General features: G+C 48.4%; 24 protein-coding genes. 23 read left to right on the forward strand and 1 reads right to left on the reverse strand.

The annotated features are described in order from the left end of the window. The first annotated feature begins 34 nt into the window (after positions 1-34). From ftsY to AC6ESP_RS04265, 14 genes are all read left to right on the forward strand, one after another. Positions 35-1045 (forward strand): signal recognition particle-docking protein FtsY, encoded by a 1011-nt coding sequence (gene ftsY / locus AC6ESP_RS04200; protein WP_497095433.1) that lies wholly within the window; start codon positions 35-37, stop codon positions 1043-1045. Positions 1046-1143: 98 nt separating this feature from the next. Next, positions 1144-1545 (forward strand): YlxM family DNA-binding protein, encoded by a 402-nt coding sequence (gene ylxM, locus AC6ESP_RS04205; RefSeq protein ID WP_497095434.1) that lies wholly within the window; start codon positions 1144-1146, stop codon positions 1543-1545. After that, positions 1532-2911, forward strand: a complete 1380-nt coding sequence (gene ffh / locus AC6ESP_RS04210) for a signal recognition particle protein (protein WP_497095435.1) — start codon at positions 1532-1534, stop codon at positions 2909-2911. Before ylxM ends, ffh begins: the two co-directional genes overlap by 14 nt. 56 nt (positions 2912-2967) lie before the next feature. Next, entirely contained in the window at positions 2968-3240 is a 273-nt protein-coding gene (gene rpsP / locus AC6ESP_RS04215) for a 30S ribosomal protein S16 (protein WP_387751333.1), read from the forward strand. Between the two features lie 25 nt (positions 3241-3265). Continuing rightward, positions 3266-3496 (forward strand): KH domain-containing protein, encoded by a 231-nt coding sequence (locus AC6ESP_RS04220; protein WP_497095436.1) that lies wholly within the window; start codon positions 3266-3268, stop codon positions 3494-3496. A 76-nt stretch (positions 3497-3572) separates the two neighbouring features. After that, on the forward strand, positions 3573-4097 hold the full coding sequence (gene rimM, locus AC6ESP_RS04225; protein ID WP_497095437.1) for a ribosome maturation factor RimM: 525 nt from the start codon (positions 3573-3575) through the stop codon (positions 4095-4097). Positions 4098-4101: 4 nt separating this feature from the next. Beyond that, positions 4102-4842, forward strand: coding sequence for a tRNA (guanosine(37)-N1)-methyltransferase TrmD (trmD, locus tag AC6ESP_RS04230; RefSeq protein WP_497095438.1), 741 nt, complete (start codon positions 4102-4104; stop codon positions 4840-4842). Between the two features lie 289 nt (positions 4843-5131). After that, a complete protein-coding gene (gene rplS, locus AC6ESP_RS04235; protein WP_497095439.1) occupies positions 5132-5473 on the forward strand; it encodes a 50S ribosomal protein L19 in 342 nt (113 codons plus the stop codon). Positions 5474-5573: 100 nt separating this feature from the next. Continuing rightward, positions 5574-6248: a signal peptidase I gene (gene lepB / locus AC6ESP_RS04240; RefSeq protein ID WP_497095440.1), complete on the forward strand. Its 675-nt coding sequence runs from the start codon at positions 5574-5576 to the stop codon at positions 6246-6248. A gap of 24 nt (positions 6249-6272) precedes the next feature. Continuing rightward, positions 6273-7169, forward strand: coding sequence for a ribosome biogenesis GTPase YlqF (gene ylqF / locus AC6ESP_RS04245; RefSeq protein WP_497095441.1), 897 nt, complete (start codon positions 6273-6275; stop codon positions 7167-7169). Between the two features lie 5 nt (positions 7170-7174). Further along, positions 7175-7792 carry a ribonuclease HII gene (rnhB, locus tag AC6ESP_RS04250; RefSeq protein WP_497095442.1) on the forward strand — a complete coding sequence of 206 codons (618 nt, stop codon included), beginning with the start codon at positions 7175-7177 and terminating at the stop codon, positions 7790-7792. A gap of 191 nt (positions 7793-7983) precedes the next feature. Continuing rightward, entirely contained in the window at positions 7984-9885 is a 1902-nt protein-coding gene (locus tag AC6ESP_RS04255; RefSeq protein ID WP_497095443.1) for a TP0910 N-terminal domain-containing protein, read from the forward strand. Then, complete coding sequence (locus tag AC6ESP_RS04260; protein WP_497095444.1) at positions 9882-10184, forward strand: EscU/YscU/HrcU family type III secretion system export apparatus switch protein; 303 nt, start codon at positions 9882-9884, stop codon at positions 10182-10184. Before AC6ESP_RS04255 ends, AC6ESP_RS04260 begins: the two co-directional genes overlap by 4 nt. Continuing rightward, complete coding sequence (locus tag AC6ESP_RS04265) at positions 10174-10584, forward strand: YraN family protein (RefSeq protein ID WP_497095445.1); 411 nt, start codon at positions 10174-10176, stop codon at positions 10582-10584. The genes AC6ESP_RS04260 and AC6ESP_RS04265 overlap by 11 nt, the downstream gene beginning before the upstream one ends. Positions 10585-10707: 123 nt before the next feature. Here AC6ESP_RS04265 and AC6ESP_RS04270 read toward each other — a convergent pair whose 3' ends face one another. Further along, the gene (locus AC6ESP_RS04270; RefSeq protein WP_497095446.1) at positions 10708-12285 is read right to left on the reverse strand and encodes a YifB family Mg chelatase-like AAA ATPase; all 1578 of its coding nucleotides are present in this window, start codon (positions 12283-12285) and stop codon (positions 10708-10710) included. A gap of 310 nt (positions 12286-12595) precedes the next feature. Here AC6ESP_RS04270 and sucC point away from each other — a divergent pair, with 310 nt between their 5' ends. The 9 genes from sucC to flgB all read left to right on the forward strand — a co-directional run bounded on the left by sucC (position 12596) and on the right by flgB (position 23027). Continuing rightward, positions 12596-13756 (forward strand): ADP-forming succinate--CoA ligase subunit beta, encoded by a 1161-nt coding sequence (gene sucC / locus AC6ESP_RS04275; protein WP_497095447.1) that lies wholly within the window; start codon positions 12596-12598, stop codon positions 13754-13756. A gap of 38 nt (positions 13757-13794) precedes the next feature. Further along, positions 13795-14733, forward strand: coding sequence for a succinate--CoA ligase subunit alpha (sucD, locus tag AC6ESP_RS04280; protein ID WP_497095448.1), 939 nt, complete (start codon positions 13795-13797; stop codon positions 14731-14733). A 159-nt stretch (positions 14734-14892) separates the two neighbouring features. Beyond that, positions 14893-16023, forward strand: coding sequence for a DNA-processing protein DprA (dprA, locus tag AC6ESP_RS04285; protein ID WP_497095449.1), 1131 nt, complete (start codon positions 14893-14895; stop codon positions 16021-16023). A 28-nt stretch (positions 16024-16051) separates the two neighbouring features. Next, a complete protein-coding gene (gene topA / locus AC6ESP_RS04290; protein ID WP_497095450.1) occupies positions 16052-18148 on the forward strand; it encodes a type I DNA topoisomerase in 2097 nt (698 codons plus the stop codon). A 93-nt stretch (positions 18149-18241) separates the two neighbouring features. After that, entirely contained in the window at positions 18242-19585 is a 1344-nt protein-coding gene (gene trmFO / locus AC6ESP_RS04295) for an FADH(2)-oxidizing methylenetetrahydrofolate--tRNA-(uracil(54)-C(5))-methyltransferase TrmFO (protein WP_497095451.1), read from the forward strand. Between the two features lie 44 nt (positions 19586-19629). Next, complete coding sequence (gene hslV / locus AC6ESP_RS04300; protein ID WP_497095452.1) at positions 19630-20178, forward strand: ATP-dependent protease subunit HslV; 549 nt, start codon at positions 19630-19632, stop codon at positions 20176-20178. An 18-nt stretch (positions 20179-20196) separates the two neighbouring features. Then, the gene (gene hslU, locus AC6ESP_RS04305) at positions 20197-21600 is read left to right on the forward strand and encodes an ATP-dependent protease ATPase subunit HslU (RefSeq protein ID WP_497095453.1); all 1404 of its coding nucleotides are present in this window, start codon (positions 20197-20199) and stop codon (positions 21598-21600) included. A 27-nt stretch (positions 21601-21627) separates the two neighbouring features. Beyond that, positions 21628-22398, forward strand: a complete 771-nt coding sequence (gene codY / locus AC6ESP_RS04310; protein ID WP_497095454.1) for a GTP-sensing pleiotropic transcriptional regulator CodY — start codon at positions 21628-21630, stop codon at positions 22396-22398. Positions 22399-22613: 215 nt separating this feature from the next. Beyond that, the gene (gene flgB, locus AC6ESP_RS04315) at positions 22614-23027 is read left to right on the forward strand and encodes a flagellar basal body rod protein FlgB (protein WP_497095619.1); all 414 of its coding nucleotides are present in this window, start codon (positions 22614-22616) and stop codon (positions 23025-23027) included.

Raw genomic sequence — 23027 nt, forward strand, 5'->3', positions numbered from 1 at the left:
AGGCACAACAATAGGATAGAGGAAGTGTGAGAAGATGAGTTTTTTCAAAAAGCTGAAGGAAAGCATCTCTTCCAAAACGGAAGCGGTCACGAATATATTCAAAGAGGGATTAACCAAGACTCGCGCAGCTATCGTCGAAAAGGTTGAGGAACTTATTACTCGCCGCAAAAAAATCGACGAGGAGTTCTACGAGGAGCTGGAGGAAATCTTGATTGGCGCCGATGTTGGCGTCAATACGGTGATGAAGCTGATTGATGAGCTTCGTGTAGAGGTGAAGAAGCAGAAGATCGAAGACGCGGCTGATCTGCAGCCGGTCTTGTCCGAGAAGCTGATAGGACTGCTCAAAGGGGAGAACAACCCCGGACTGCAAATGTCGAAGAGCGGCATCACCGTTATTTTGTTCGTAGGGGTTAATGGCGTTGGCAAGACAACTACGATCGGCAAGCTGGCGCATAAGTTCAAGAGTGAAGGCAAGAGCGTCCTTCTCGCCGCAGGTGACACTTTCCGCGCAGGGGCTATTGAGCAGCTTGAAGTGTGGGGACAGCGTGTCGGTGTAGACGTTATTAAGCAGCAATCGGGCTCTGATCCAGCAGCGGTTATGTTCGACGCCGTTCAAGCGGCGAAGCAGCGTGGCGTTGATATATTGCTCTGCGACACAGCAGGCCGTCTGCAGAACAAGTCCAACCTGATGGAGGAGCTGAACAAAATATTCCGTGTTATCCAGCGTGAAATTCCAGATGCTCCGCATGAGGTATTGCTCGTGCTCGATGCAACGACTGGACAGAATGCATTAAGCCAAGCCAAGCTGTTCGGAGAGAAGAGCGGCGTTACAGGCCTTGTCTTGACGAAGCTGGATGGCACAGCTAAGGGCGGTATCGTCATTGCAATCCGCAATGAGCTTAATTTACCAGTTAAGCTGGTTGGTCTCGGTGAGAAAATGACGGATCTGCAAGAGTTCGATTCCGAGCAATTCGTTCATGCTTTATTCGCTGGGCTGATCCAAAAAGCGGAGCAAGAAGACCGCTTGCAAGGTGACAAGGAGTAAAGCTTGACAGTGGCATTCGTCTTCGTGTATGATAAAAGACGTTGTAATGCTGTAAAGGGATTTACCTTGACGCTTGACAGATGGAAGGAGCAAAAGGGATGAATGCAAATGAACCAGATGCTCTTGCCAAGATGACAAGAATCAACTTACTCTTTGACTTCTATGAGCCGCTGCTCACTGAGAAACAGCGGACCTTTTTGAAATATTATTTTCACGATGACTTCTCGCTCGGTGAGATCGCAGCTGAGTCCGGCATTAGCCGGCAAGCGGTGTACGAGCATGTGAAGCGGGCCGAACAAGTGCTTGAGAGCTACGAGAGCAAGCTGAAGCTGCTGGTGAAGCACGAAACGATGCAGCAGCTTGCCGCGGAGCTAGAGCAGACTGTGACGGACCTGCCTATAGACGACCAAGCGAAACATAGACTGCTTGCAGTCATTGAACAATTGATAACGACAGAACAAACGGTGATGACGGAGGTGATGGATCATGGCGGCATTTGAGAGCTTGACGAGCCGATTGCAAAATGTGTTCAGCAAGCTGAGAGGCAAAGGCAAAGTAACGGAAGATGACGTAAACGAAGCAATGCGCGAAGTACGGCTTGCGCTGCTCGAGGCAGACGTTAACTTTAAAGTCGTCAAAGATTTTATCGCCAAAGTGAAAGAAAAGGCGCTTGGTCTGGATGTGTCGAAGAGCTTCACGCCTGGCATGGTCATTATTGATATCGTCAATAAAGAAATGACAGAGCTGATGGGCGGCACGCAGAGCAAGCTTGCCAAAGCGAATAAGCCACCAACCGTCATTATGATGGTGGGCTTGCAGGGCGCAGGTAAAACAACGACATCCGGCAAATTGGCCAAGCTGCTTCAGAAAGGCAATCATAAGCCGCTGCTTATCGCGGGAGATATTTATCGTCCTGCGGCAATCAAGCAGCTTCAGGTGCTGGGAGAGCAGATTAATGCTCCGGTCTTCTCCTTAGGAGATCAGACTTCACCGGTTGAGATTGCACGGGCTGGCTTGCAGCATGCCAAGGATAACGGCAACGACTATGTTATTATCGACACGGCTGGCCGTCTTCATATTGACGAGGCGCTGATGGAGGAATTGAAACTAATTCACCAGCATACCTCACCGGATGAAGTGCTGCTGGTCGTCGACGCGATGACTGGACAAGATGCCGTGAACGTCGCTCAGAGCTTCCACGAGCAGCTCGACCTTACAGGTGTGGTGCTGACGAAGCTCGACGGCGATACGAGAGGTGGCGCGGCGCTGTCTGTTAAGGCAGTAACCGGCAAACCGATCAAGTTCGCAGCAATGGGTGAGAAGATTGACTCACTCGAGCCGTTCCATCCAGACCGGATGGCTTCACGGATTCTCGGAATGGGAGATATGCTCTCACTCATCGAGAAAGCCCAAGCTAACATTGATACAGAGAAGGCGGCGGAGATGGAGCGCAAAATGCGCAATGCCGAATTCACATTCGATGATTTCCTGGAGCAGATGGAGCAGGTTCGTAATCTAGGTCCAATTGATCAACTGATGGATATGCTGCCCGGCATGAACAAGATGAAGGGCGTCAAGGATATGAAGGTTGACGAGAAGCAGATCGGACGTGTTGAAGCGATTGTTCGCTCGATGACGAAGGATGAGAAGCAAAAGCCGGAAATTATGAATCACAGCCGTCGCAAACGGATTGCAACAGGCAGTGGTACATCGGTAGCTGAAGTGAATCGACTGATCAAGCAGTTCGATGATATGCGCAAAATGATGAAGCAATTCTCGTCGATGATGGGTCCCAAAGGTCCAAAAGGCGGTAAAAAAGGATTAAAGGGTATGCTCGGAAAAGGGATGAAGTTCCCGTTCGGCTAACCTGTTGCATATAGCTTGAAGGATTTGAAGTTGATTAGTTGAAGGAGGTGAATTTCATGGCAGTACGTATTCGTTTGAAACGCATCGGTGCTCACAAAGCGCCTTTCTATCGCGTAGTTGTTTCCAACTCCCGTTCCCCACGTGACGGTCGCTTTATCGAAGAAATCGGTACTTACAACCCGGTTGCACAACCGGCTCAAGTAAGCATCGACGAAGAGAAAGCATTGAAATGGTTGCAAACAGGAGCACAAGCTTCTGATACCGTTCGCGACTTGCTTTCCAAAGCAGGTGTCCTGAAAAAGTTCCATGAGCTTAAGCAACAGAAATAACTGTTGAACAGCGGAGGGCCTTGAAATGAAAGATTTAATTCTTGTCATCGCAAAGGCGTTAGTGGATCATCCAGAGGATGTGCACGTGAATGTGAAGACAGACGATCGCGGCACGGTTTACGAGCTTTCGGTTCATACTGATGATATCGGTAAAATAATCGGCAAGCAGGGACGCATCGCGAAAGCGATGCGGACAGTCGTAACATCCGCTTCCGTCAAGTCGCAAGAGCGTGTCATCGTAGACATCATATCTTAAAAAATGCATACGAAGTAGGGTTAGGATGAATGTCCTAGCCCTTTTTCGTACATATAAGCAAAGGGTTGATACATAAATGAGCAACAAATGGTTCACTGTCGGCAAGGTTGTGAATACGCACGGTTTGCGCGGAGACTTGAAAATATTGCCCCAGACAGACTTCTCTGATGTGAGATTTGCTGTAGGTAATACCCTCTCCTTGCAGAGTGAGGATGGCAAACAGCAATTATCGGTTGTAATTGTCGCCACCCGCGAGCAAAAGGGGCTATTTTATGTGAAATTCAAAGGCTTCAATGATATTAATGAGGTTGAGAAGTATAAAGGGTGGCTGCTGAAGGTATCCGAAGCTGATCTGGCTGATCTGGATGAAGGTGAATACTACTATCATGAGATTATCGGCTGCTTGGCTGTTACCGAGGATGGTGAAGAGCTTGGGACGATATCAGAAATATTGAGCCCAGGAGCGAATCATGTATGGGTAGTAGAACGTGTGAAGCCGAAGGGCAAGCAAATTCTGCTGCCTGTCATTGATGATGTCATCCTTAATGTGGATGTTGAGAGCAAGAAGGTAACGGTACGGTTAATGGAAGGGCTGATCTAGCACGATGAGAATCGACGTATTGACGTTATTCCCCGAGATGTTCGATGGCGTATTCGGAGCGAGCATACTGGGAAAAGCGAAGGATAAAGGCATTGTATCGTTAGAAGCGATTAACTTCCGCGCTTACTCGAACAATAAGCACAACACAGTTGATGATTACCCCTATGGCGGCGGTGGCGGCATGGTATTGAAGGCCGAGCCGGTATTCTCTGCTGTGGAGGATCTCATGGCAAAGACTTCTGAAGGAAGCCGACCACGCATCGTTCTCATGTGTCCACAAGGGGAATCGTTCACTCAGCGTAAAGCTGAGGAGCTATCCAAAGAGGAGCATTTGATTCTGATCTGCGGCCATTACGAAGGCTATGATGAGCGTATCCGCGAGCATCTAGTGACGGATGAGCTGTCGATCGGGGATTATGTACTGACTGGCGGAGAGATTCCAGCTATGACGGTTATTGATAGTGTTGTGCGGCTGCTGCCGGGCGTACTTGGCAATGAAACCTCTGCCGTAACGGATTCTTATAGTACGGGCTTGCTCGAATATCCACACTATACTAGGCCTCAAGTGTTTCGGGATTGGGAAGTGCCAGAGGTGCTTATGTCAGGCCATCACAGCAACATTGAAGCATGGCGTCGTGAGCAATCTCTGCTGCGTACGCTGCAGCGCCGCCCAGATATGCTGGAGAAGGCTGAGCTTACCGATAAAGAGCGCAAATGGCTGGCAGCGAGGCGTAAGCAGACATAAAGAAAGGGACTCCTATACGCCGACTGTGTGGCCGGTGAGAGGAGATCCCTTTTTTGTTAGGGATATAAGAGGTAAGTTTATTCGTATAAAGGGTTATACTATGTGGTATATGGGTATAGAATGCAAATCCAGTGAGAGATTGATAAAAATAGGTTGTATTATACGGTGTGATATGTTAAAATTTCTAATGTTGTACGTATTAGTCGGATGGTCCGCTAATAGCAATGACCCGGCTCAGAGGAGCATGGAGAGCTATTAAGAACATCTATGTGGAAGGAGTGATACCCAGATGAATCTTTTACAAACGATTGCTCAAGAACAACTTCGTCAAGACCTTCCTAACTTCCGTCCAGGTGACACGTTGAAAGTCTACGTTAAAGTTATCGAGGGAACACGTGAGCGGATCCAGCTTTTCGAAGGCGTTGTAATCAAACGTCGCGGCGGCGGCATCAGCGAAACGTTTACGGTACGTAAAATTTCTTACGGTGTTGGTGTGGAAAGAACTTTCCCGCTTAACTCGCCTAAAATCGACAAAATCGATGTGGCTCGCCGTGGTAAAGTACGTCGCGCGAAACTGTACTACCTTCGCGAACTACGCGGTAAAGCTGCAAGAATTAAAGAAATTCGTTAAGATCAAACGACAAGAGGGGCTTGCGCAAACAAGCTCCTTTTCGTTATTTTCGCAAGTAAGCTAACGAACATGCACAACAGATAGAAAGTAGGCGTAATGGATGGACGCTCAACAGCGAAATGATGAATTGGCAAGCGAGCTTCATTCGGAGGAGTCCGAGAAGTCTCTGCCTACGCCACCGAGTAAGAACAACAATGGCGGACGAGCATATAAGGAAATAGTAGAATGGATCAAGGCGCTTGCAATAGCGGTGCTTCTCGTATTCGTTATCCGAACGTTCCTGTTCTCTCCATTTATTGTAGAAGGACCCTCCATGGAGCCGAATTTCGAAACCGCTGAGCGGCTTATCGTGAATAAAATTTTGTACAAAATCCGTGAACCAGAGCGTGGAGAGGTTGTTGTGTTCCACGTACCAGATCAAGGCAGAGATTTCATTAAACGAGTGATTGGCCTTCCTGGGGACACAATAAAGGTTGATGGCGATGATGTCTATGTGAACGGTGAGAAGATCGACGAGCCTTATATTAAGGAAGCAGTCGAAGCGGCTCATGCCGAAGGCATCCTGTACAATGCTAATAATACGCCAACGTCCAATTTCCCTAACGACAAGGTGACGGAAACGACGGTGCCAGAAGGTAAAATATTCGCAATGGGCGATCATCGGGACAACAGCCAAGACAGCCGTGATATCGGGTACGTATCTGAGGATGAGCTGATCGGACGGGCTGACGTTATTTTTTGGCCGCTGAACAAATTGAGTTTTATTAAGCATTAGCTTGGTAATGAATGAGGTGAGGAAATGACCATTCAATGGTTTCCCGGTCATATGACCCGGGCAAGACGGCAAATACAAGACAAGCTGAAACTAATCGATATTGCCATTGAGCTGTTGGATGCGCGTATTCCGCTATCGAGTCGTAATCCTATGGTGGATGAAGTATTAGGCGGTAAGCCAAGGCTAATCGTATTGAATAAATCAGATTTGGCAGATCCGCGTGTAACAGAGCAGTGGATGGAGTTTTTCAAGTACGAGGGTCATGAATGCGTTGCAGTTGATTCCTACACGGGAACGAAGATTAATGAAATTCCTATGAAAGCAAAAGAGCTGCTGCATGAGAAGATCAATCGTCAAATTTCCAAAGGTATTAACCCTCGCGCGGTTCGTGGACTCATTGTGGGCATCCCGAACGTCGGCAAGTCAACCCTTATTAATCGGCTAGCAGGTCGAAGTATTGCTATTACTGGTGATCGCCCGGGTGTGACGAAGGGTCAACAGTGGATCAAGATCGGTACAGAAATGGATCTGCTTGATACTCCTGGTATTCTCTGGCCGAAGTTCGATGATGAGCTTGTCGGTTATCGTCTGGCTATGACGGGTGCGATTAAGGAGCAGGTTCTGAACATTGAAGATATTGCATTCTTCGCTGTACGTGAGCTTGCTGAGCGCTATTGGCCTTCTGTGAAGGAGCGCTTCGAGCTGGATTTTGATCCGAAGGATATATCAGATTCAGATGAAATCGTTCGAATTATGGAAGAAATCGGGCGTAAAAGAGGCTGTCTCGTAAGTGGAGGTCATGTTAATCTAGAGAAGGCATCCGGCATTATTCTTAGAGAAATGCGTGCAGGTAAGCTTGGGCGGATTTCTTTGGAAGCTCCTTTTCCAGCAGCGGCTGGCAGCCATAAGCCGAAGGAGTAGCAGACATGCTTGCATATGAGGAAAGCTTGTGGGGCGAAGGCTATAAGTCGATCGCTGGTGTTGATGAGGTAGGAAGAGGCTGTCTGTTCGGGGATGTCGTTGCAGGAGCGGTAATTCTGCCTCCGCAGCTCATTCTCGAAGGGGTTAATGATTCCAAGAAGCTATCTGAGAAAAAGCGGAATGAGCTCTATGATGTCATTGCCGAGCAAAGTGTTGCTTGGGCAGTAGCAAGGGTTGATGCGGAGACAATTGATCGAATCAATATTAAGCAGGCTTCTAGGCTGGCGATGAAGCTGGCGATTGCTGCTCTTGATGTGCCTCCGGATTATTTGCTCGTGGACGCGGAGAAGGTAGATCTACCGCTTCCGCAGGCAGCCATCATTAAAGGGGATGCGACAAGCCAATCGATTGCTGCTGCCTCCATCATGGCGAAGGTTACGCGAGACAGGCTCTGCGCGAACGAATGGGAGCTGCTGTATCCTGCTTACGGCATTGCAATACATAAGGGCTATGCAACGAAGCTGCACCGGGAAAGGCTGCTAGAATATGGGCCTAGCCCGCTGCATCGTCGTTCTTTTCTCGGTAAGCTGTTTGCAGAACAACAGGAACTTTTACTATTTTAAATAGGATAGATGAGAAAGAAGGTCCACGCTCTGTAGGTGGATCTTTTTTTGATGCTTCAATTGATGCTGAACGCGACTGAGATTCAATGGTTATCCTAGCAGCAGATTAAAAAACTGCAAAGCGTTCTTAAATGCCGGGAACTTGCAACCGATAAATAGGATAACGATTAACGTGGGAATTTATCGGATGTATGAGGGAAGCGGGTGATCAGGTGAATATTGGACAAATGGTAAGAAGCCTGCTTGGCGAATCCACGAGCAGTGATACGCGCGTCATGGAGCTGAAGGCTGGACAGGTTGTCCGTGGCGTCATCCTGCAGATGATGGATAATAATGAAGCAGTTGTTCAAATAAATGGTGTTCAGGTAAGGGCTCAGCTGGAATTGCCATTGCAAGTAGGACAATCTGCTATACTGCAGGTGCAGCCGCAATCGAACGGGAGTCTTATTATTTTGAAGCAAATGGATCCTAATGCAGCTGGCGCTCTGCCAGATGATATGGTGAAGGAATGGATGAAGCTGCTTGGTTTGCCGGATCAGAAATGGGCAGGAGAGCTCGTTAAGGATTTGCGCAAGGAGGGCTTCAGCTTCACTCGTGAAGCTGCGCAGAGCTTCAAGCAGGCAGCGAGCGTAATGCCTCAGGGCGCGGATGCTGAGCAATGGATGCAGGCGGCCGCCGCTGGTGTTAAGCGGGGGCTGCCGATGACTGGCGCTACGGTAGGCGCGCTGCAGCAGGTTATGTTTGGGCGCGCTGCGCACGAACTGCTTGATACGCTGCAGCAGCAGCTTGCGGCTGTTAGCGCCAGCGGCGCCGATGCGCCTGAAGCGGGCGACAGCGCTGCGAAGGCGCTGCCACAGCTGGCAGCAAGGCTGCAGGTGCTGCTTGCCGAAGGCGCGGCGCTGCTGCGCTCGGCAGCCGAGGGCGGCGAGCCTGGGGCGCGAGCGGCTGGCGGAGCCGCCAGCGCGGCGGCGGCTCCACAGGCAGCTGCGCAAGCGCAGGCTCTGCCCGCAGGCGCTAGCGGTGAGGCGGCTGCCGCGGGCAAGGCAGCTGCAATGCCAGCAGCAGCGACTGTTGCCGCAGCAGCGGACGCATCGGAGCAGACGGCAGCAGCTGGCGCCCGTCCACCAGCTGCTGCGGGAGGTTCACCGAACTGGCTAGGCCAGTTCATGAAATGGCTCGGTGTCGACTATGAGAATCAATTGTCGAAGCAGTTCACGGCAGCGAACGCGGCTAAGCCTGTTCCGCCAACCGTACAGCCTCAACAGCCTCAACCGCTGCAGGACTTGTCATTAGTAAAAGATGGCGAAGCGCGTGTGGAGGGCTCGGTAGGACGTGCTCCTAATCAAGGAGAGAATCGCGTAGGCAATCAGCCCGTTCTGCCTGCTCACACTGCGGCTGCTCCAACAACGAATGGTCTGGGTGATGTGAGGCAATCGTTAGAGCGGGTTCAACAGGATTCGCAAGCTGTCATGCAGCATGCGCTTGAGCACTCCCCCATTCTGGATGACGGTAAGCCAGTCGTTCAGGAATCGCTCAAAAGTCTGTTACTAAGTCTTACAACATCTAATGATGCATCCCCAGCGCTGCGAGAGACTGCACAGCAGCTTATTCAACAAATTACAGGACAACAGCTATTGCTGACACCCGAACGGAACGGGGCTATGTTCACGCATCTGACGATGTATGTTCCGCTTAATGGACCTGATGGCAATCAGACGGCTTCTATTCACATTCAGACAAGAAGAGGCCGCCGAGGAGAGCTAGATGCTGACAACTGCAGGCTATTATTTAATTTATCGATGAAAACCTTAGGCGAGACGATCGTTGATGTGAATGTGATGGACAAAATCGTTAGTCTGACTTTATGGAATAATCATCCTGCAATAGGGACACTTACGGATTCCTCAAGAGTTGAGATTGCCGAGAGCTTGAATCAAGCCGGTTATCAGCTATTGTCGCTTCGGTCAACACCGATTATGAAAGGGGAGGAGAGCGTACAAGCAAGTGAATCTCAAGGTGAAGACAAGCCCAAGCTTCCGAGTCCTGTGCCATTCTCATCGACCCGTTACAAAGGAGTCGATTATCGGATATGAATCAGAACAATGGAAAGCAGCCCTCAGTGGTTCGCAAAGCAGTGGCTCTCAAATATGAACCCGGTGAGAACACCTCCCCGGTCGTTGTTGCCAAGGGCAAAGGGCATGTTGCTGATCTAATATTGGAGAAAGCCTCGGAGCATGACATCCCAGTCCAAGAGGACTCATCATTAGTTGAGGTGCTGTCTAAGCTCGATATTGATCAATCTATTCCTCCTGAGCTGTATACACTAGTAGCCGAAATATTAAGCTTCGTCTATCGTTCTGATCGTAAAGCGAGGGACTGGGATGAAGAATGAAGAAGAGAATAAGTCAGCCTCTATACAGCAGTTGAGAGTAGATGGAAGGCGGCAGACAGGGCAGCTCGGGGAGTCAGCAGCTTTCAGCTATTTGGAACAGGCAGGCTATATCATTGTCGAGCGCAATTGGCGCTGCCGAACGGGCGAACTTGATATTATTGCTGAATACGATGGCTTGTTAGTATTTGTAGAGGTAAGGGCTAGACGTGCTGGTGGAAGGTTCGGGACGGCAGTTGAATCGGTTGACCGTCGCAAGCAGCAGCAGGTGGCGGCTACGGCACAAGTGTATTTGCGTATGCGTCAATCGTCTGAACGGCCATTGAGATTCGATGTGATTGCGATAACAATAGACCGCAAGGGAACCATCGAAGAGCTGAAGCATATAGAAGCGGCATTCTAGTATGAGGTTGCTGCGGGGCAGTAAGCCCGAAGTATTTTTTGGCAACAAAAAAGAAGTCAATCCAATTGCGGATTGGCTTCTTTCTCTATAGGCGATCGGTGCAACAGATCTGACTTTGGACATCTATAAATCCAACCTGCGATATTGAATAGCTTCTGCAACATGCTCGGCTTCCACGGTTTCGCTGCCTTCTACATCGGCGATGGTGCGTGATAGTCTTAGAATCCGGTCATAGGCTCGCATGCTGATGTTGAACACTTGGAGAGCATTCTCGAGCAGCAAAAGGGCATCCTGCTTCAGTAGAATAGATTGACGTAGTGGAGCACCGGACAATCGGGCATTCGTGCGCAGGCCAAGGTCCAAGTGTCGTTGCTGCTGCTGAGCTCTAGCTGCCAGCACCTGCTGACGCATTTCAAATGAGCTCATGGCTGATAATTTATCTTCTTCGATACCATTATGGACTGGACGAGGAATTTCAAGCTGGATATCGATCCGATCAAGGAGCGGTCCTGATAATCGTGACCGGTATCTTGCGATAACAGAATCGCTGCAGACGCATCTTTTCTCAGTCGTCTCATGCCCAGCATAGCCACAAGGGCAAGGATTGAAGGAGGCAGCGAGCATAAGATTCGCAGGGAAATGGAATACCGCTTTCGAGCGGGCTATGGTCACTATGCCATCCTCAAGAGGCTGCCGCAGCACTTCAAGAACTTGTCTGGAGAACTCAGGCAGCTCGTCCAAATACAGCAGGCCACGGTGGGCAAGAGTAACTTCTCCTGGCTTAGGAACTGACCCGCCTCCGATGAGGCCTCCTGCGGAAATCGTATGGTGCGGCGCACGGAAGGGAGGGCTTTGGATCAGTCCCTTAGCCTCCGTAGAAAGTTTTCCAGCAGCGCTGTAAATTTTCGTTACTTCTAGAGCTTCCTCTTCCGTAAGTGGAGGAAGAATGCCAGGCAGACGGCGAATCATCATCGTCTTCCCAGTTCCTGGAGGACCCGAGAATAGGAGGTTATGATTGCCAGCAGCAGCGATTAATAAAGCTCGTTTGGCCTGGAACTGCCCAATTACATCACTGTAGTCACCGATACTATCATCTGCATCCAGCATTCTGTTCATGCTGCTGCTTATGTCCCCATTTAGGCCATGCAGGCTTCGATCCGGGTGGAAGCGAATATGCTCCCAATCCCCGCGATATTCCCTGTCATTGGGCAGCAGGTCTCTCAGATCTGTAATCGCGAACAGCTCCATATGATTAATCCAAGCAGCTTCCTTCGCATTAGCTAGAGGCAAGAGTACCTTCTGAATTCCGCTCCTTTTCGCTTCCTCCATCATAGAGAGAACACCAGGTACAGGCTTGACCTGTCCATTTAGTGAAAGCTCGCCGATAAGCATCACATGTTCGAATGGTTTGCCGTCCAACTGCCCGCTGGCAGTTAATATCCCGGCAGCTATCGCCAGATCAAAGGCTGTGCCTTCCTTGCGAAGATCGGCTGGAGCGAGATTGACTGTAATTCGGTCCATAGGAAACTTGAATCCGCTATTTTTAATTGCAGCGCGTACCCGCTCTACCGATTCGCGAACGGCTGGATCTGGCAGACCAACTACGGTTATTTGAGGAAGCCCGCTCGCAATGTCCACCTCGACGGATATGCTTTTGCCCTCGACACCATACACTGTGCTGCTGCGCATTAAACTGAACATAACAAAGAGCACCTCCAATAATGGGATGAAGGTGCTTCCTCTCGTCCTGATTCATCTATGTATTTTTTTCGTTAACGCAATGATAGATGATGCTTAGTATAATTGTCAATTTATATAATAATCAGCATGTATTGTACCGTTTTTTGGGCATAATAGGTCGCGTAGTATGTCGTTTAATCTCAATTTGAGATCAAATCCATATCAAAAAACCGAAACCGAGAGGGTCGAAATATCGGGGGAAAGATGCTACAATAATTAAGGTTTGTGTACATATGACTGTATTCAGTCTATGAAATGGAGGATTTCAACAATGAATATCCATGAGTATCAAGGTAAAGAGGTCCTAAGACAGTACGGAGTAGCAGTTCCAGAAGGTAAAGTAGCTTTTTCCGTTGAGGAAGCTGTAGAAGCTGCACAATCACTGGGCACACCAGTAGTAGTGGTTAAAGCTCAAATCCATGCAGGTGGACGCGGTAAAGCCGGCGGCGTTAAAGTTGCGAAAAACCTGGATGAGGTTCGTGCATACGCTTCCGAAATTCTCGGTAAAGTGCTTGTCACTCACCAGACTGGTCCTGAAGGCAAAGAAGTTAAGCGCTTGCTTATCGAACAAGGCTGCGACATTAAGAAAGAATATTATGTTGGTGTTGTTGTAGACCGTGATACAGGCCGTGTTGTCATGATGGCTTCGGAAGAAGGCGGCACTGAGATTGAAGAAGTTGCTGAGCATTCACCGGAAAAGATCTTCAAAGAAGTTATCGATCCTGCGATTGGACTTCAAGTGTTCCAAGCCCGCAAACTTGCTTACGCTATCAATATTCCTAATGAACTGATTAACAAAACGGTTAAATTCATGATTGCTCTGTACACAGCTTTCGTGGAGAAAGACTGCTCGATCGCAGAGATCAATCCGCTTGTCGTTACAGGCGACGGCAATGTTATGGCGCTTGATGCGAAGCTGAATTTCGATTCGAACGCATTGTACCGCCGCAAAGACATCGTTGCTCTTCGTGACCTTGAAGAAGAAGATGCCAAAGAAATCGAAGCATCGAAATATGACCTGAGCTATATTGCCCTTGGCGGCAACATCGGTTGTATGGTTAATGGTGCTGGCCTTGCAATGGCGACTATGGATATTATCAAATATTACGGCGGAGACCCTGCCAACTTCCTTGACGTAGGGGGCGGTGCTACGAAAGAGAAAGTTACTGAAGCATTCAAAATCATCTTGTCCGATGAGAATGTAAAAGGAATCTTCGTTAACATTTTCGGTGGCATCATGCGTTGTGATGTTATTGCTGATGGTGTTATTGCAGCAGCTAGAGAGCTTGGTCTGGACCGTCCGCTTGTTGTAAGACTTGAAGGAACAAACGTCGATCTTGGCAAAAAAATGTTGAACGAATCGGGACTGAACATTGTAGCGGCGGACTCTATGTCAGACGGCGCACAAAAAATTGTCGCTCTCGTGAAATAAATACGCGTACGAATTCATTAACGGGGATGTGAGATTCGATGAGCATTTTGGTCAATAAAGATACAAAAGTCATCACGCAAGGGATTACAGGCGCAACTGGTCTGTTCCACACGAAAGGCGCATTGGAATACGGCACGCAGATGGTTGGCGGCGTAACTCCAGGCAAAGGCGGCACGAATGTTGACATTACCCTGGAGAACGGCTCTGTCGTTTCCCTGCCGGTATTCAATACAGTAGGACAAGCAGTAGCTGCTACAGGCGCAACAGCATCGGTTATTTATGTACCGCCGGCATTCGCGGCTGACTCCATTCTGGAAGCAGTAGACGCAGGTCTTGAGCTTGTTATCTGTATCACAGAAGGAATTCCAGTACTTGATATGGTTAAAGTGAAACGCTATATGGAAGGCAGCAAAACGACTCTAATCGGTCCTAACTGCCCAGGCGTTATTACACCTGATGAATGTAAAATCGGCATTATGCCAGGATACATTCATACAAAAGGCCATGTAGGTGTAGTATCCCGTTCCGGAACACTCACTTATGAGGCAGTTCACCAGCTCACGACTCGCGGCATTGGCCAATCTTCGGCAGTAGGCATCGGCGGCGACCCGGTTAAAGGCTCTGAGTTCATCGACATTCTGAATCTGTTCAATGAAGATCCAGAAACCTATGCGGTCATTATGATCGGTGAAATCGGCGGAACAGCGGAAGAAGAAGCTGCTGAGTGGATCAAAGCGAACATGAAGAAGCCGGTTGTTGGCTTCATTGGCGGCGCAACAGCGCCTCCAGGCAAACGTATGGGTCATGCGGGCGCAATTATCTCCGGCGGTAAAGGTACAGCAGCTGAGAAAATTGCAACGCTTGAAGCATGTGGGATAAAAGTTGCTCCAACGCCATCAGACATGGGATCGACACTGGTCTCAGTTCTAGAAGAGCAAGGCTTGCTGGAGAAATGTACGACTGTAGCTGTTAAATAGATTGGAACGATAAGGTAAGCAACCTTTCAAAGGCCCTCAGGGTCATTGGGAGGTTGCTTTTTTTTATGAATATGTCAGGTCGACTTGCATTCTTTTGCCATGTAACGCACAATAGGAAGGAATGCAGGCCGAACCCATCTATGGAAGAGGGTAGGTCTTATGAATCTTAATCATATACAATGTAGGCAAATGATTATTGTATTGCACGAGCTGCCAGGTATCGGGTGGCATACGATACAGAAGGCGGTTTCATTCGAGGCTTGGAAGCTGATGGGCAGCATTAGCGAGGCGGACTTGCTAGCAATAGGCTTCCAGCGTGCACAAGCTCAATCCGCCGCAAGGCGATTGAATGAACCCTTTGATCAAGCGGATTCGTCTTACCAGCGTGCTAAGGACCTTGGAGCATCCGTCATTACGCGCTTCGATCCGGAGTATCCGGAATACCTGTCCGAGATTCCACAGCCTCCTTGGGTGCTTTATGCGCTTGGTAGAGTGGAATTGCTGTATCGTCCTTCAATAGCTATAGTAGGAACGAGGAATCCGACTGCATATGGCCGACATACGGCGACACAATTTGCGGAGCAGCTGGCGATGAATGGAATGACTATTGTCAGTGGACTTGCTAGAGGAATAGACAGCAAAGCCCATGAAGCTGCGCTGCGTGGTGCGGGAGGCACGATCGCTGTGCTTGCAAGCCCGGTTGATACCTGTTATCCTCCAGAGAATCGATCCCTTTACCAAGAGATTTCTAGCACAGGCTTGCTGCTGTCAGAGACACCGATTGGTTATTCCCTGCATCCGGGAATGTTCCCGCTTAGGAATCGGATCATCGCAGGGCTTACGTTAGGAACACTCGTTATTGAAGCAGCCAAAGGAAGCGGTTCTCTCATTACAGCAGGGCAAGCACTAGAGATGTCACGTAATTTATATGCAATTCCAGGACCAATATCGTCTCCCAAAAGCGAAGGGCCTAATGATCTGATTGGCCAAGGCGCTAAGCTGGTAAGCCGGGTAGAGCATATTATAGAAGATTATGGGCGGCTTCAAGATAAGCTTATTGCTATTATGTCACAGAGGAATAAGCAACCTTTAGGCGAGAGTGCTGTGGAGATGAGCTTGACTGCCGAAGAGCATAAATTAGTCGAGCTTTTGCGTGATCGCCCGCATACCATTAATGAATTGCATCAACGGACCTCGATTCCGTTTGGACTTTTGAGTGCACTTCTGATAAATTTATGTATAAAACGGAAAATCGAGCAGCAGCCAGGATCACTATATATAACATTGTAAATAGCAAGGTAGAGAGGGGGCGCCTGAAATGGCAGATTCACTAGTAATCGTCGAATCACCGGCCAAAGCCAAGACTATCGGGAAGTATTTGGGCAGCAAATATATTGTCAAAGCCTCGATGGGTCATATTCGCGATTTGCCAAAAAGTCAGATTGGCGTCGAAGTAGAAAATGATTTTCAACCAAAATATATTACCATTCGTGGTAAAGGCTCCATATTGAAAGAGCTTAAGGACGCCAGTAAAAAAGTGAAAAACGTCTATCTCGCAGCCGATCCGGATCGCGAAGGGGAAGCAATTGCTTGGCATCTGGCGCATTATTTGGAGCTGGATGAGACAGACACTTGCCGCGTCGTATTCAATGAAATTACGAAGCAAGCGGTCAAAGATGCATTCAAGACGCCTCGTAAAATCAATATGGATCTAGTCAATGCACAGCAAGCCAGACGGATACTTGATCGTTTAGTTGGCTACAAAATTAGTCCATTATTGTGGAAAAAGGTGAAGAAGGGCTTGTCCGCAGGCCGCGTTCAATCTGTCTGTGTGAAGCTCATTATCGATAGAGATAACGAGATAGACGCTTTTAACCCTGAGGAGTATTGGTCCATCACGGCTCGCTTGACACAAAATGGAGTGCCATTCGAAGCGAAATATCACTCTATTAGCGGAGAGAAGCGGGAGCTTGGGAATGAACAGGAGATGCAGGCTATTCTGGATGCATTGTCCGGTGACAAGTTCACCGTCTCTCAAGTGAAAGAGAAGGAACGTCTTCGCAATCCAGCGCCTCCGTTCATCACGAGCTCCTTGCAGCAAGAGGCAGCCCGTAAGCTGGGCTTTCGCGCATCGAAGACCATGTCTGTCGCGCAGCAGCTCTATGAGGGTGTTGAGCTTGGCAAGGAAGGTACCGTCGGTCTAATCACCTATATGAGAACAGATTCGACTCGTATATCTCCCGTCGCCCAGGAAGAAGTGAAGGCTTACATCGAGGAGAAATACGGTGCGCCATTCAATCCGGAGCAGCCTCGTGTCTATACGAAGAAGAACAGCAATGCACAGGATGCCCATGAAGCGATTCGTCCGACTTCTATCCTTCGTGATCCGGAATCGATGAAGCCCTTCGTCAGCCGTGATCAGCTGCGCCTCTACAAATTAATTTGGGAGCGGTTCATATCCAGTCAAATGTCCTCAGCGGTACTCGATACGATGACCGTTGATTTAGTGTCTGGAGATGCGACCTTCCGTGCTAATGGTTCCAAAATTAAATTTGCCGGCTTCATGAAGGTATATGTCGAGGGCAATGATGACGGAACGGAAGAAGAGCATAAATTCCTCCCGCCGTTTACCATTGGTGATGTCGTTCAATCAGAGACAATTGATCCGAAGCAGCACTTCACACAGCCGCCGCCACGTTATACGGAGGCGAGACTTGTTAAGACGCTGGAGGAGCTTGGCATAGGTAGACCTAGTACGTATGCGCCAACTCTGGAAACCATTCAGAAACGCGGATATGTAGCCATAGAAGAGAAGAAATTTATGCCGACTGAGCTGGGCGATCTAGTCATCCAGCTGATGGAGGAATTTTTCCCGGAAATTCTCAATGCAGAGTTCACCGCCAACATGGAGGGAGATCTCGACCATGTAGAGGATGGCAAGGAGGATTGGGTCAAGGTTCTGGCCAAGTTCTACGAATCCTTCGAGAAACGCCTTGAGGTTGCTGAGGAAGAAATGAAGGAAGTGGAAATCCAAGACGAGGTATCCGATGAGATTTGCGAGAAATGCGGACGTCATCTGGTATACAAAATGGGCCGCTTCGGCAAATTCCTCGCATGCTCCGGATTCCCTGAGTGCCGGAACACGAAGCCAATTGTCAAAGACATCGGTGTTCCGTGTCCGAAATGCGCTGAAGGTAAAATTATTGAGCGTCGCAGTAAAAAGGGAAGAATCTTCTACGGATGTGACACTTATCCGGCATGTGATTACGTATCATGGGACAAACCGACCGCTAAGCCGTGTTCGAAATGCGACAGTATGCTGGTGGAGAAACGTAATCGTAGTGGCGGCAAGCTTCAATGTCCAACTTGTGACTATTCCGAGGAATTACCGGAAGATGAGCAAGAGCACGCTTAAGAAAGCCGTACGTTCTTCAACTTAGTCCTCCCTGCACAGGGAGGACAAATGTGTTTTGTCTGCTGTGGCAGTATATTATTGGAGGTCATAACATTGTCAGAATATCAAAAAGTAACCGTCATCGGCGCAGGTTTGGCCGGGAGCGAAGCCGCTTGGCAGATCGCATCCCAAGGCGTGCCTGTCGTTCTCTATGAAATGCGTCCGGAGACCAAAACACCGGCACATCATACCAATCAATTCGCAGAGCTCGTCTGCAGCAACAGTCTCCGTGCCAATGGACTAACCAATGCTGTCGGTGTACTAAAAGAAGAGATGAGACAGCTTAACTCTCTTATATTAGATTGTGCTGACCGCCATGCGGTTCCCGCTGGGGGCGCGCTGGCAGTTGACCGTGATGGATTCTCCGGAGATGTGACCCGCCTGCTGCGGGAGCATCCGCTCGTTGAAGTGCGCAACGAGGAAGTAACCGAGATTCCAACTGACGGAATTGTCATTATCGCGACAGGACCACTTACAGCACCGTCCTTGTCCGCGCAGGTTCGCGACTTGCTGGGCGAAGAGTACTTTTACTTCTACGATGCAGCAGCACCGATCGTAGAGAAGGATTCCATCGATATGAGCAAGGTGTATCTCGCCTCTCGCTACGACAAAGGGGAAGCAGCGTACCTCAACTGTCCAATGACTGAAGAGGAATTTGAGATATTCCATGAGGCATTAACGACTGCTGAGACTGCTGAGCTCAAAGAGTTCGAGAAGGAAGTATATTTCGAGGGCTGTATGCCAATAGAAGTAATGGCTAGCCGTGGCAAACAGACCGTATTGTTCGGGCCTATGAAGCCGGTAGGGCTTGTTAATCCGCATACAGGCAAGTTGCCGCATGCTGTTATTCAGCTTCGTCAGGACAACGCTGCCGGAACGCTGTTTAACTTGGTTGGCTTCCAGACCCACCTGAAGTGGGGCGAGCAAAAGCGTGTGTTCCAGCTCATACCAGGACTTGAGAATGCCGAGTTCGTACGCTATGGCGTCATGCATCGCAACACCTTCATTAACTCACCTCGTGTCATGCAGCCTACTTATCAGTTGAAAAACAATGATAAGCTCTTTTTCGCTGGTCAAATGACAGGGGTAGAGGGCTATGTGGAATCAGCAGCGTCTGGGCTTATTGCTGGCTTCAATGCGGGAAGGCTTGCACGTGGATTAGAGCCGCTTGTGCTCCCTGTTGATACTACGCTAGGTAGTATGGCTAACTATATTACAACTGCGGATTTCAAACATTTCCAACCGATGAACGCGAACTTTGGTCTTTTCCCACCTCTTGAGAAACGCATTCGCAGTAAGAAGGAAAAGAATGAAATGATCGCGAATCGCGCATTGGCGGGGATCGAACAGTTCAAGCAAGAGCATTTTGATCATCTTGCGGTTGAGAAACAAGAGTAGTAATTCAATTATTATTTTCGTAAATATGCAAGGAGGGCGAAGAGATGGATATGGAATTTCACGCCACCACGATTTGCGCGGTGCGACACGAGGGTAAAGGTGCTATAGCCGGAGACGGTCAAGTTACATTCGGGAACAGCGTCGTTATGAAAAATAAAGCGAAAAAGGTACGCAGACTTTATCGTGGTCAGGTTATTGCCGGTTTTGCTGGATCTGTAGCGGATGCGATTACATTATTCGAGAAATTTGAAGCAAAGCTTGAAGAGCATCATGGCAATCTGCAGCGTGCGGCAGTAGAGCTCGCCAAAGACTGGCGTTCTGATCGCATCCTTCGTAAGCTGGAAGCACTTATGCTTGTTATGGATAACACGGGATTACTGCTCATTTCGGGTAACGGAGAAATTATTGAGCCGGACGACGGTATTCTGGCGATCGGCTCAGGCGGGAATTACGCATTGGCAGCGGCAAGAGCTTTGCAGAAGCACGCACCACAGCTGGATGCGAAGGATATTGCCCGTTCTGCCCTTGAAGTTGCTGCTGATATTTGTGTGTATACGAACCATAACATTATCGTTGAAGAAATAGGTTCATGAGCGAAGGGAGAATAGAAAATGGTGAATGATGCATTAACACCCCGTCAAATCGTAGCAGAGCTGGATAAGTATATTGTTGGTCAAAAGCAAGCTAAGCGATCTGTTGCCATTGCACTTCGTAATCGATACCGCAGAAGCAAGCTGGACGAAACATTGCGTGATGAAATTGTCCCGAAGAACATTCTAATGATCGGTCCTACTGGTGTCGGCAAGACGGAGATTGCTCGTCGCCTCGCTAAGCTTGTGAAAGCACCCTTCGTGAAATTAGAAGCAACTAAATTTACAGAGGTCGGATATGTTGGACGTGACGTAGAATCGATGGTCCGTGACCTGGTGGAAACAGCTATTCGTATGGTGAAAGCAGAGAAAACGGAAGAGGTTCAGGATAAGGCTGAGAAGCTGGCTAATGAACGACTCATGAATCTCCTTGTGCCGTCGAAGGTGAAGGAGAAATCCAATAAGAATCCATTCGAAATGCTGTTTGGGAATAATCAGCAGAATGAGACTGCAGAGACTGAGCAGCCAGAGCAGGATCAGACGATTGTCCAGAAACGCGCTAAAGTAAAAGAGGAGCTGGCAGCAGGTAAGCTCGAGAATGAAGTCATTGAGGTGGAAGTAGAGGATAATACGCCAAGCATGCTCGACATGCTATCTGGACAAGGGCCAGAAGGCATGGGGATGAATATGCAGGAAATGCTGGGACAGCTCCTTCCGAAGAAAACGAAGAAACGCAAGCTGCCTGTAAAAGAAGCTAGAAAAGTGTTGATACAAGAAGAGGCTAACAAGCTCATCAATATGGATGAGGTCATTGCGGAATCAGTGGCACGTGCGGAGCAATCCGGCATTATATTTATTGATGAAATTGATAAAATAGCAAGCCCTTCCCGCGGCAACGGCCCTGATGTATCTAGAGAAGGCGTACAGCGTGATATATTGCCTATCGTAGAGGGCTCGACTGTTATGACCAAATATGGTCCAGTGAAAACGGATTACGTTCTCTTTATAGCAGCTGGAGCGTTTCATATGGCGAAGCCTTCGGACCTGATTCCTGAGCTCCAAGGAAGATTTCCGATTCGGGTAGAGCTGACTTCTCTTAGTCTTGAGGATTTCGTTAGTATTCTGAAGGAGCCGAAGAATGCATTGACGAAGCAATACGCTGCCCTTCTCCAGACTGAAGGAATTACGATCGAGTTCTCTGATGATGCGATTAAGGAGCTTGCTTCTATCGCTGCGGATGTGAATCGCAACACCGAGAATATCGGTGCGCGCAGACTTCATACGATTCTAGAGAAGCTCCTTGAAGATCTGTCCTTCGAGGCACCAGATATTACACTAGATCAAATGACAATCACGCCGGAATATGTTAGAGAAAAAGTCGGAGGCATTGCGCAAAACCGCGATCTAAGTCAATATATATTGTAGTTGTGATGAGTTTTGGGAGGATTAGGCATGACTTTACTTACAAAAACAAGAACACTTAACCGACTGCTCCAAAGAGCGGCTGGAAAAGCGTTGAATTTCAGAGAAATGGCAGAAGTACTATGCAGCACGATCCAGACGAATGTGTTCGTAGTGAGCCGAAAAGGTAAAATTCTCGGATCAGCAGCAGTAGACCCGTATGACCATGATTCGCTAAGGTCGCTATCTGCAGAAGAGCTCCGTTTTCCTACTGAAAGCAACAATCTATTCCTGGATATGCAGGAGCCAATGACGAATGTATCGCCAGATCCTGGCCTATATGAGAAGATCCCTGCACTCGGTCAGCAGGAGATCATGACGGTGGTGCCTATTACAGGCGGCGGCGATCGCTTAGGCACACTTGTACTGACTCGTCAGAGCGGTCCGTTCGATGATGATGATCTTATTCTTGCTGAATATGGATCAACAATTGTTGGTATGGAAATATTGCGTGAGCGAGCTGATGAAATCGAGCAGGAGGTTCGCAGCAGGGCAGTCGTATCGGTTGCGATAGGGTCTTTGTCCTTCAGCGAGCTTGAAGCGGTAGAGCATATATTTGAAGAGCTTGAAGGCAAGGAAGGTTTGCTAGTGGCATCCAAAATTGCGGATCGGGTCGGTATAACACGCTCTGTAATTGTTAATGCCCTTCGTAAATTAGAAAGCGCTGGTGTCATTGAGACTAGATCGTTAGGTATGAAAGGCACATACATCAAAATCCTAAATCACCAGCTTCTTCAAGAATTGGAAAAAAACAAATCCTAAGCTATATCTATGTATGACTTTCGCCCTATCTTCTAACAAAGATAGGGCTTTTTTCTTATTGTAATATATTAGGTAATTGTTGAATATTAACATGTCAGCAAATATCGACAGCAGGTCTCATAATTTTCATAATTAAGTGTCGAAGAAAGAAGGATTGCTCCTTATTCTGTTGAATAAGAAAGTTAGATCTCTAATTGAAAGCGGTGAATGATCAAGTGAAATTGTTAAGCGGCGCTTCATTTCAACGTTTGGAAGGTGCTGTACAGGCTGCGGAAATGCGCCAAAGTGTTGTTTCTAACAACATCGCTAACGCGGACACACCTAACTTCAAACGTTCAGAGCTTGTATTCGAGCAGCTGCTGCAGCAAGAGATGGGAAGCAATAGTTCCAGCGGACTCAAAGGAAAGCGCACGAATGAGAAACATATCCCAATCGGGGGTACAGGTTCAAGTCCTTCTGCACAGTTGATTACGGATGAGACATCGACCGTGAACAACAATGGGAACAATGTCGATATTGATCGAGAAATGTCGCTGCTTGCGAAAAACCAATTAAGCTATAACTTGTATATTCAACAAGTTAGTCATGAAGTCAAAATGATTCGTACAGGAATCGAAGGGAGAGCCTAA

This window comes from Paenibacillus xinjiangensis (genome assembly GCF_059686975.1).

Bases quoted from the DNA above. Each gene is read 5' to 3' on its own strand.
- ftsY (WP_497095433.1), top strand. From the start codon at position 35: ATGAGTTTTTTCAAAAAGCTGAAGGAAAGCATCTCTTCCAAAACGGAA.
- ylxM (WP_497095434.1), top strand. From the start codon at position 1,144: ATGAATGCAAATGAACCAGATGCTCTTGCCAAGATGACAAGAATCAAC.
- ffh (WP_497095435.1), top strand. From the start codon at position 1,532: ATGGCGGCATTTGAGAGCTTGACGAGCCGATTGCAAAATGTGTTCAGC.
- rpsP (WP_387751333.1), top strand. From the start codon at position 2,968: ATGGCAGTACGTATTCGTTTGAAACGCATCGGTGCTCACAAAGCGCCT.
- AC6ESP_RS04220 (WP_497095436.1), top strand. From the start codon at position 3,266: ATGAAAGATTTAATTCTTGTCATCGCAAAGGCGTTAGTGGATCATCCA.
- rimM (WP_497095437.1), top strand. From the start codon at position 3,573: ATGAGCAACAAATGGTTCACTGTCGGCAAGGTTGTGAATACGCACGGT.
- trmD (WP_497095438.1), top strand. From the start codon at position 4,102: ATGAGAATCGACGTATTGACGTTATTCCCCGAGATGTTCGATGGCGTA.
- rplS (WP_497095439.1), top strand. From the start codon at position 5,132: ATGAATCTTTTACAAACGATTGCTCAAGAACAACTTCGTCAAGACCTT.
- lepB (WP_497095440.1), top strand. From the start codon at position 5,574: ATGGACGCTCAACAGCGAAATGATGAATTGGCAAGCGAGCTTCATTCG.
- ylqF (WP_497095441.1), top strand. From the start codon at position 6,273: ATGACCATTCAATGGTTTCCCGGTCATATGACCCGGGCAAGACGGCAA.
- rnhB (WP_497095442.1), top strand. From the start codon at position 7,175: ATGCTTGCATATGAGGAAAGCTTGTGGGGCGAAGGCTATAAGTCGATC.
- AC6ESP_RS04255 (WP_497095443.1), top strand. From the start codon at position 7,984: ATGAGGGAAGCGGGTGATCAGGTGAATATTGGACAAATGGTAAGAAGC.
- AC6ESP_RS04260 (WP_497095444.1), top strand. From the start codon at position 9,882: ATGAATCAGAACAATGGAAAGCAGCCCTCAGTGGTTCGCAAAGCAGTG.
- AC6ESP_RS04265 (WP_497095445.1), top strand. From the start codon at position 10,174: ATGAAGAATGAAGAAGAGAATAAGTCAGCCTCTATACAGCAGTTGAGA.
- AC6ESP_RS04270 (WP_497095446.1), bottom strand. From the start codon at position 12,285: ATGTTCAGTTTAATGCGCAGCAGCACAGTGTATGGTGTCGAGGGCAAA.
- sucC (WP_497095447.1), top strand. From the start codon at position 12,596: ATGAATATCCATGAGTATCAAGGTAAAGAGGTCCTAAGACAGTACGGA.
- sucD (WP_497095448.1), top strand. From the start codon at position 13,795: ATGAGCATTTTGGTCAATAAAGATACAAAAGTCATCACGCAAGGGATT.
- dprA (WP_497095449.1), top strand. From the start codon at position 14,893: ATGAATCTTAATCATATACAATGTAGGCAAATGATTATTGTATTGCAC.
- topA (WP_497095450.1), top strand. From the start codon at position 16,052: ATGGCAGATTCACTAGTAATCGTCGAATCACCGGCCAAAGCCAAGACT.
- hslV (WP_497095452.1), top strand. From the start codon at position 19,630: ATGGATATGGAATTTCACGCCACCACGATTTGCGCGGTGCGACACGAG.
- hslU (WP_497095453.1), top strand. From the start codon at position 20,197: ATGGTGAATGATGCATTAACACCCCGTCAAATCGTAGCAGAGCTGGAT.
- codY (WP_497095454.1), top strand. From the start codon at position 21,628: ATGACTTTACTTACAAAAACAAGAACACTTAACCGACTGCTCCAAAGA.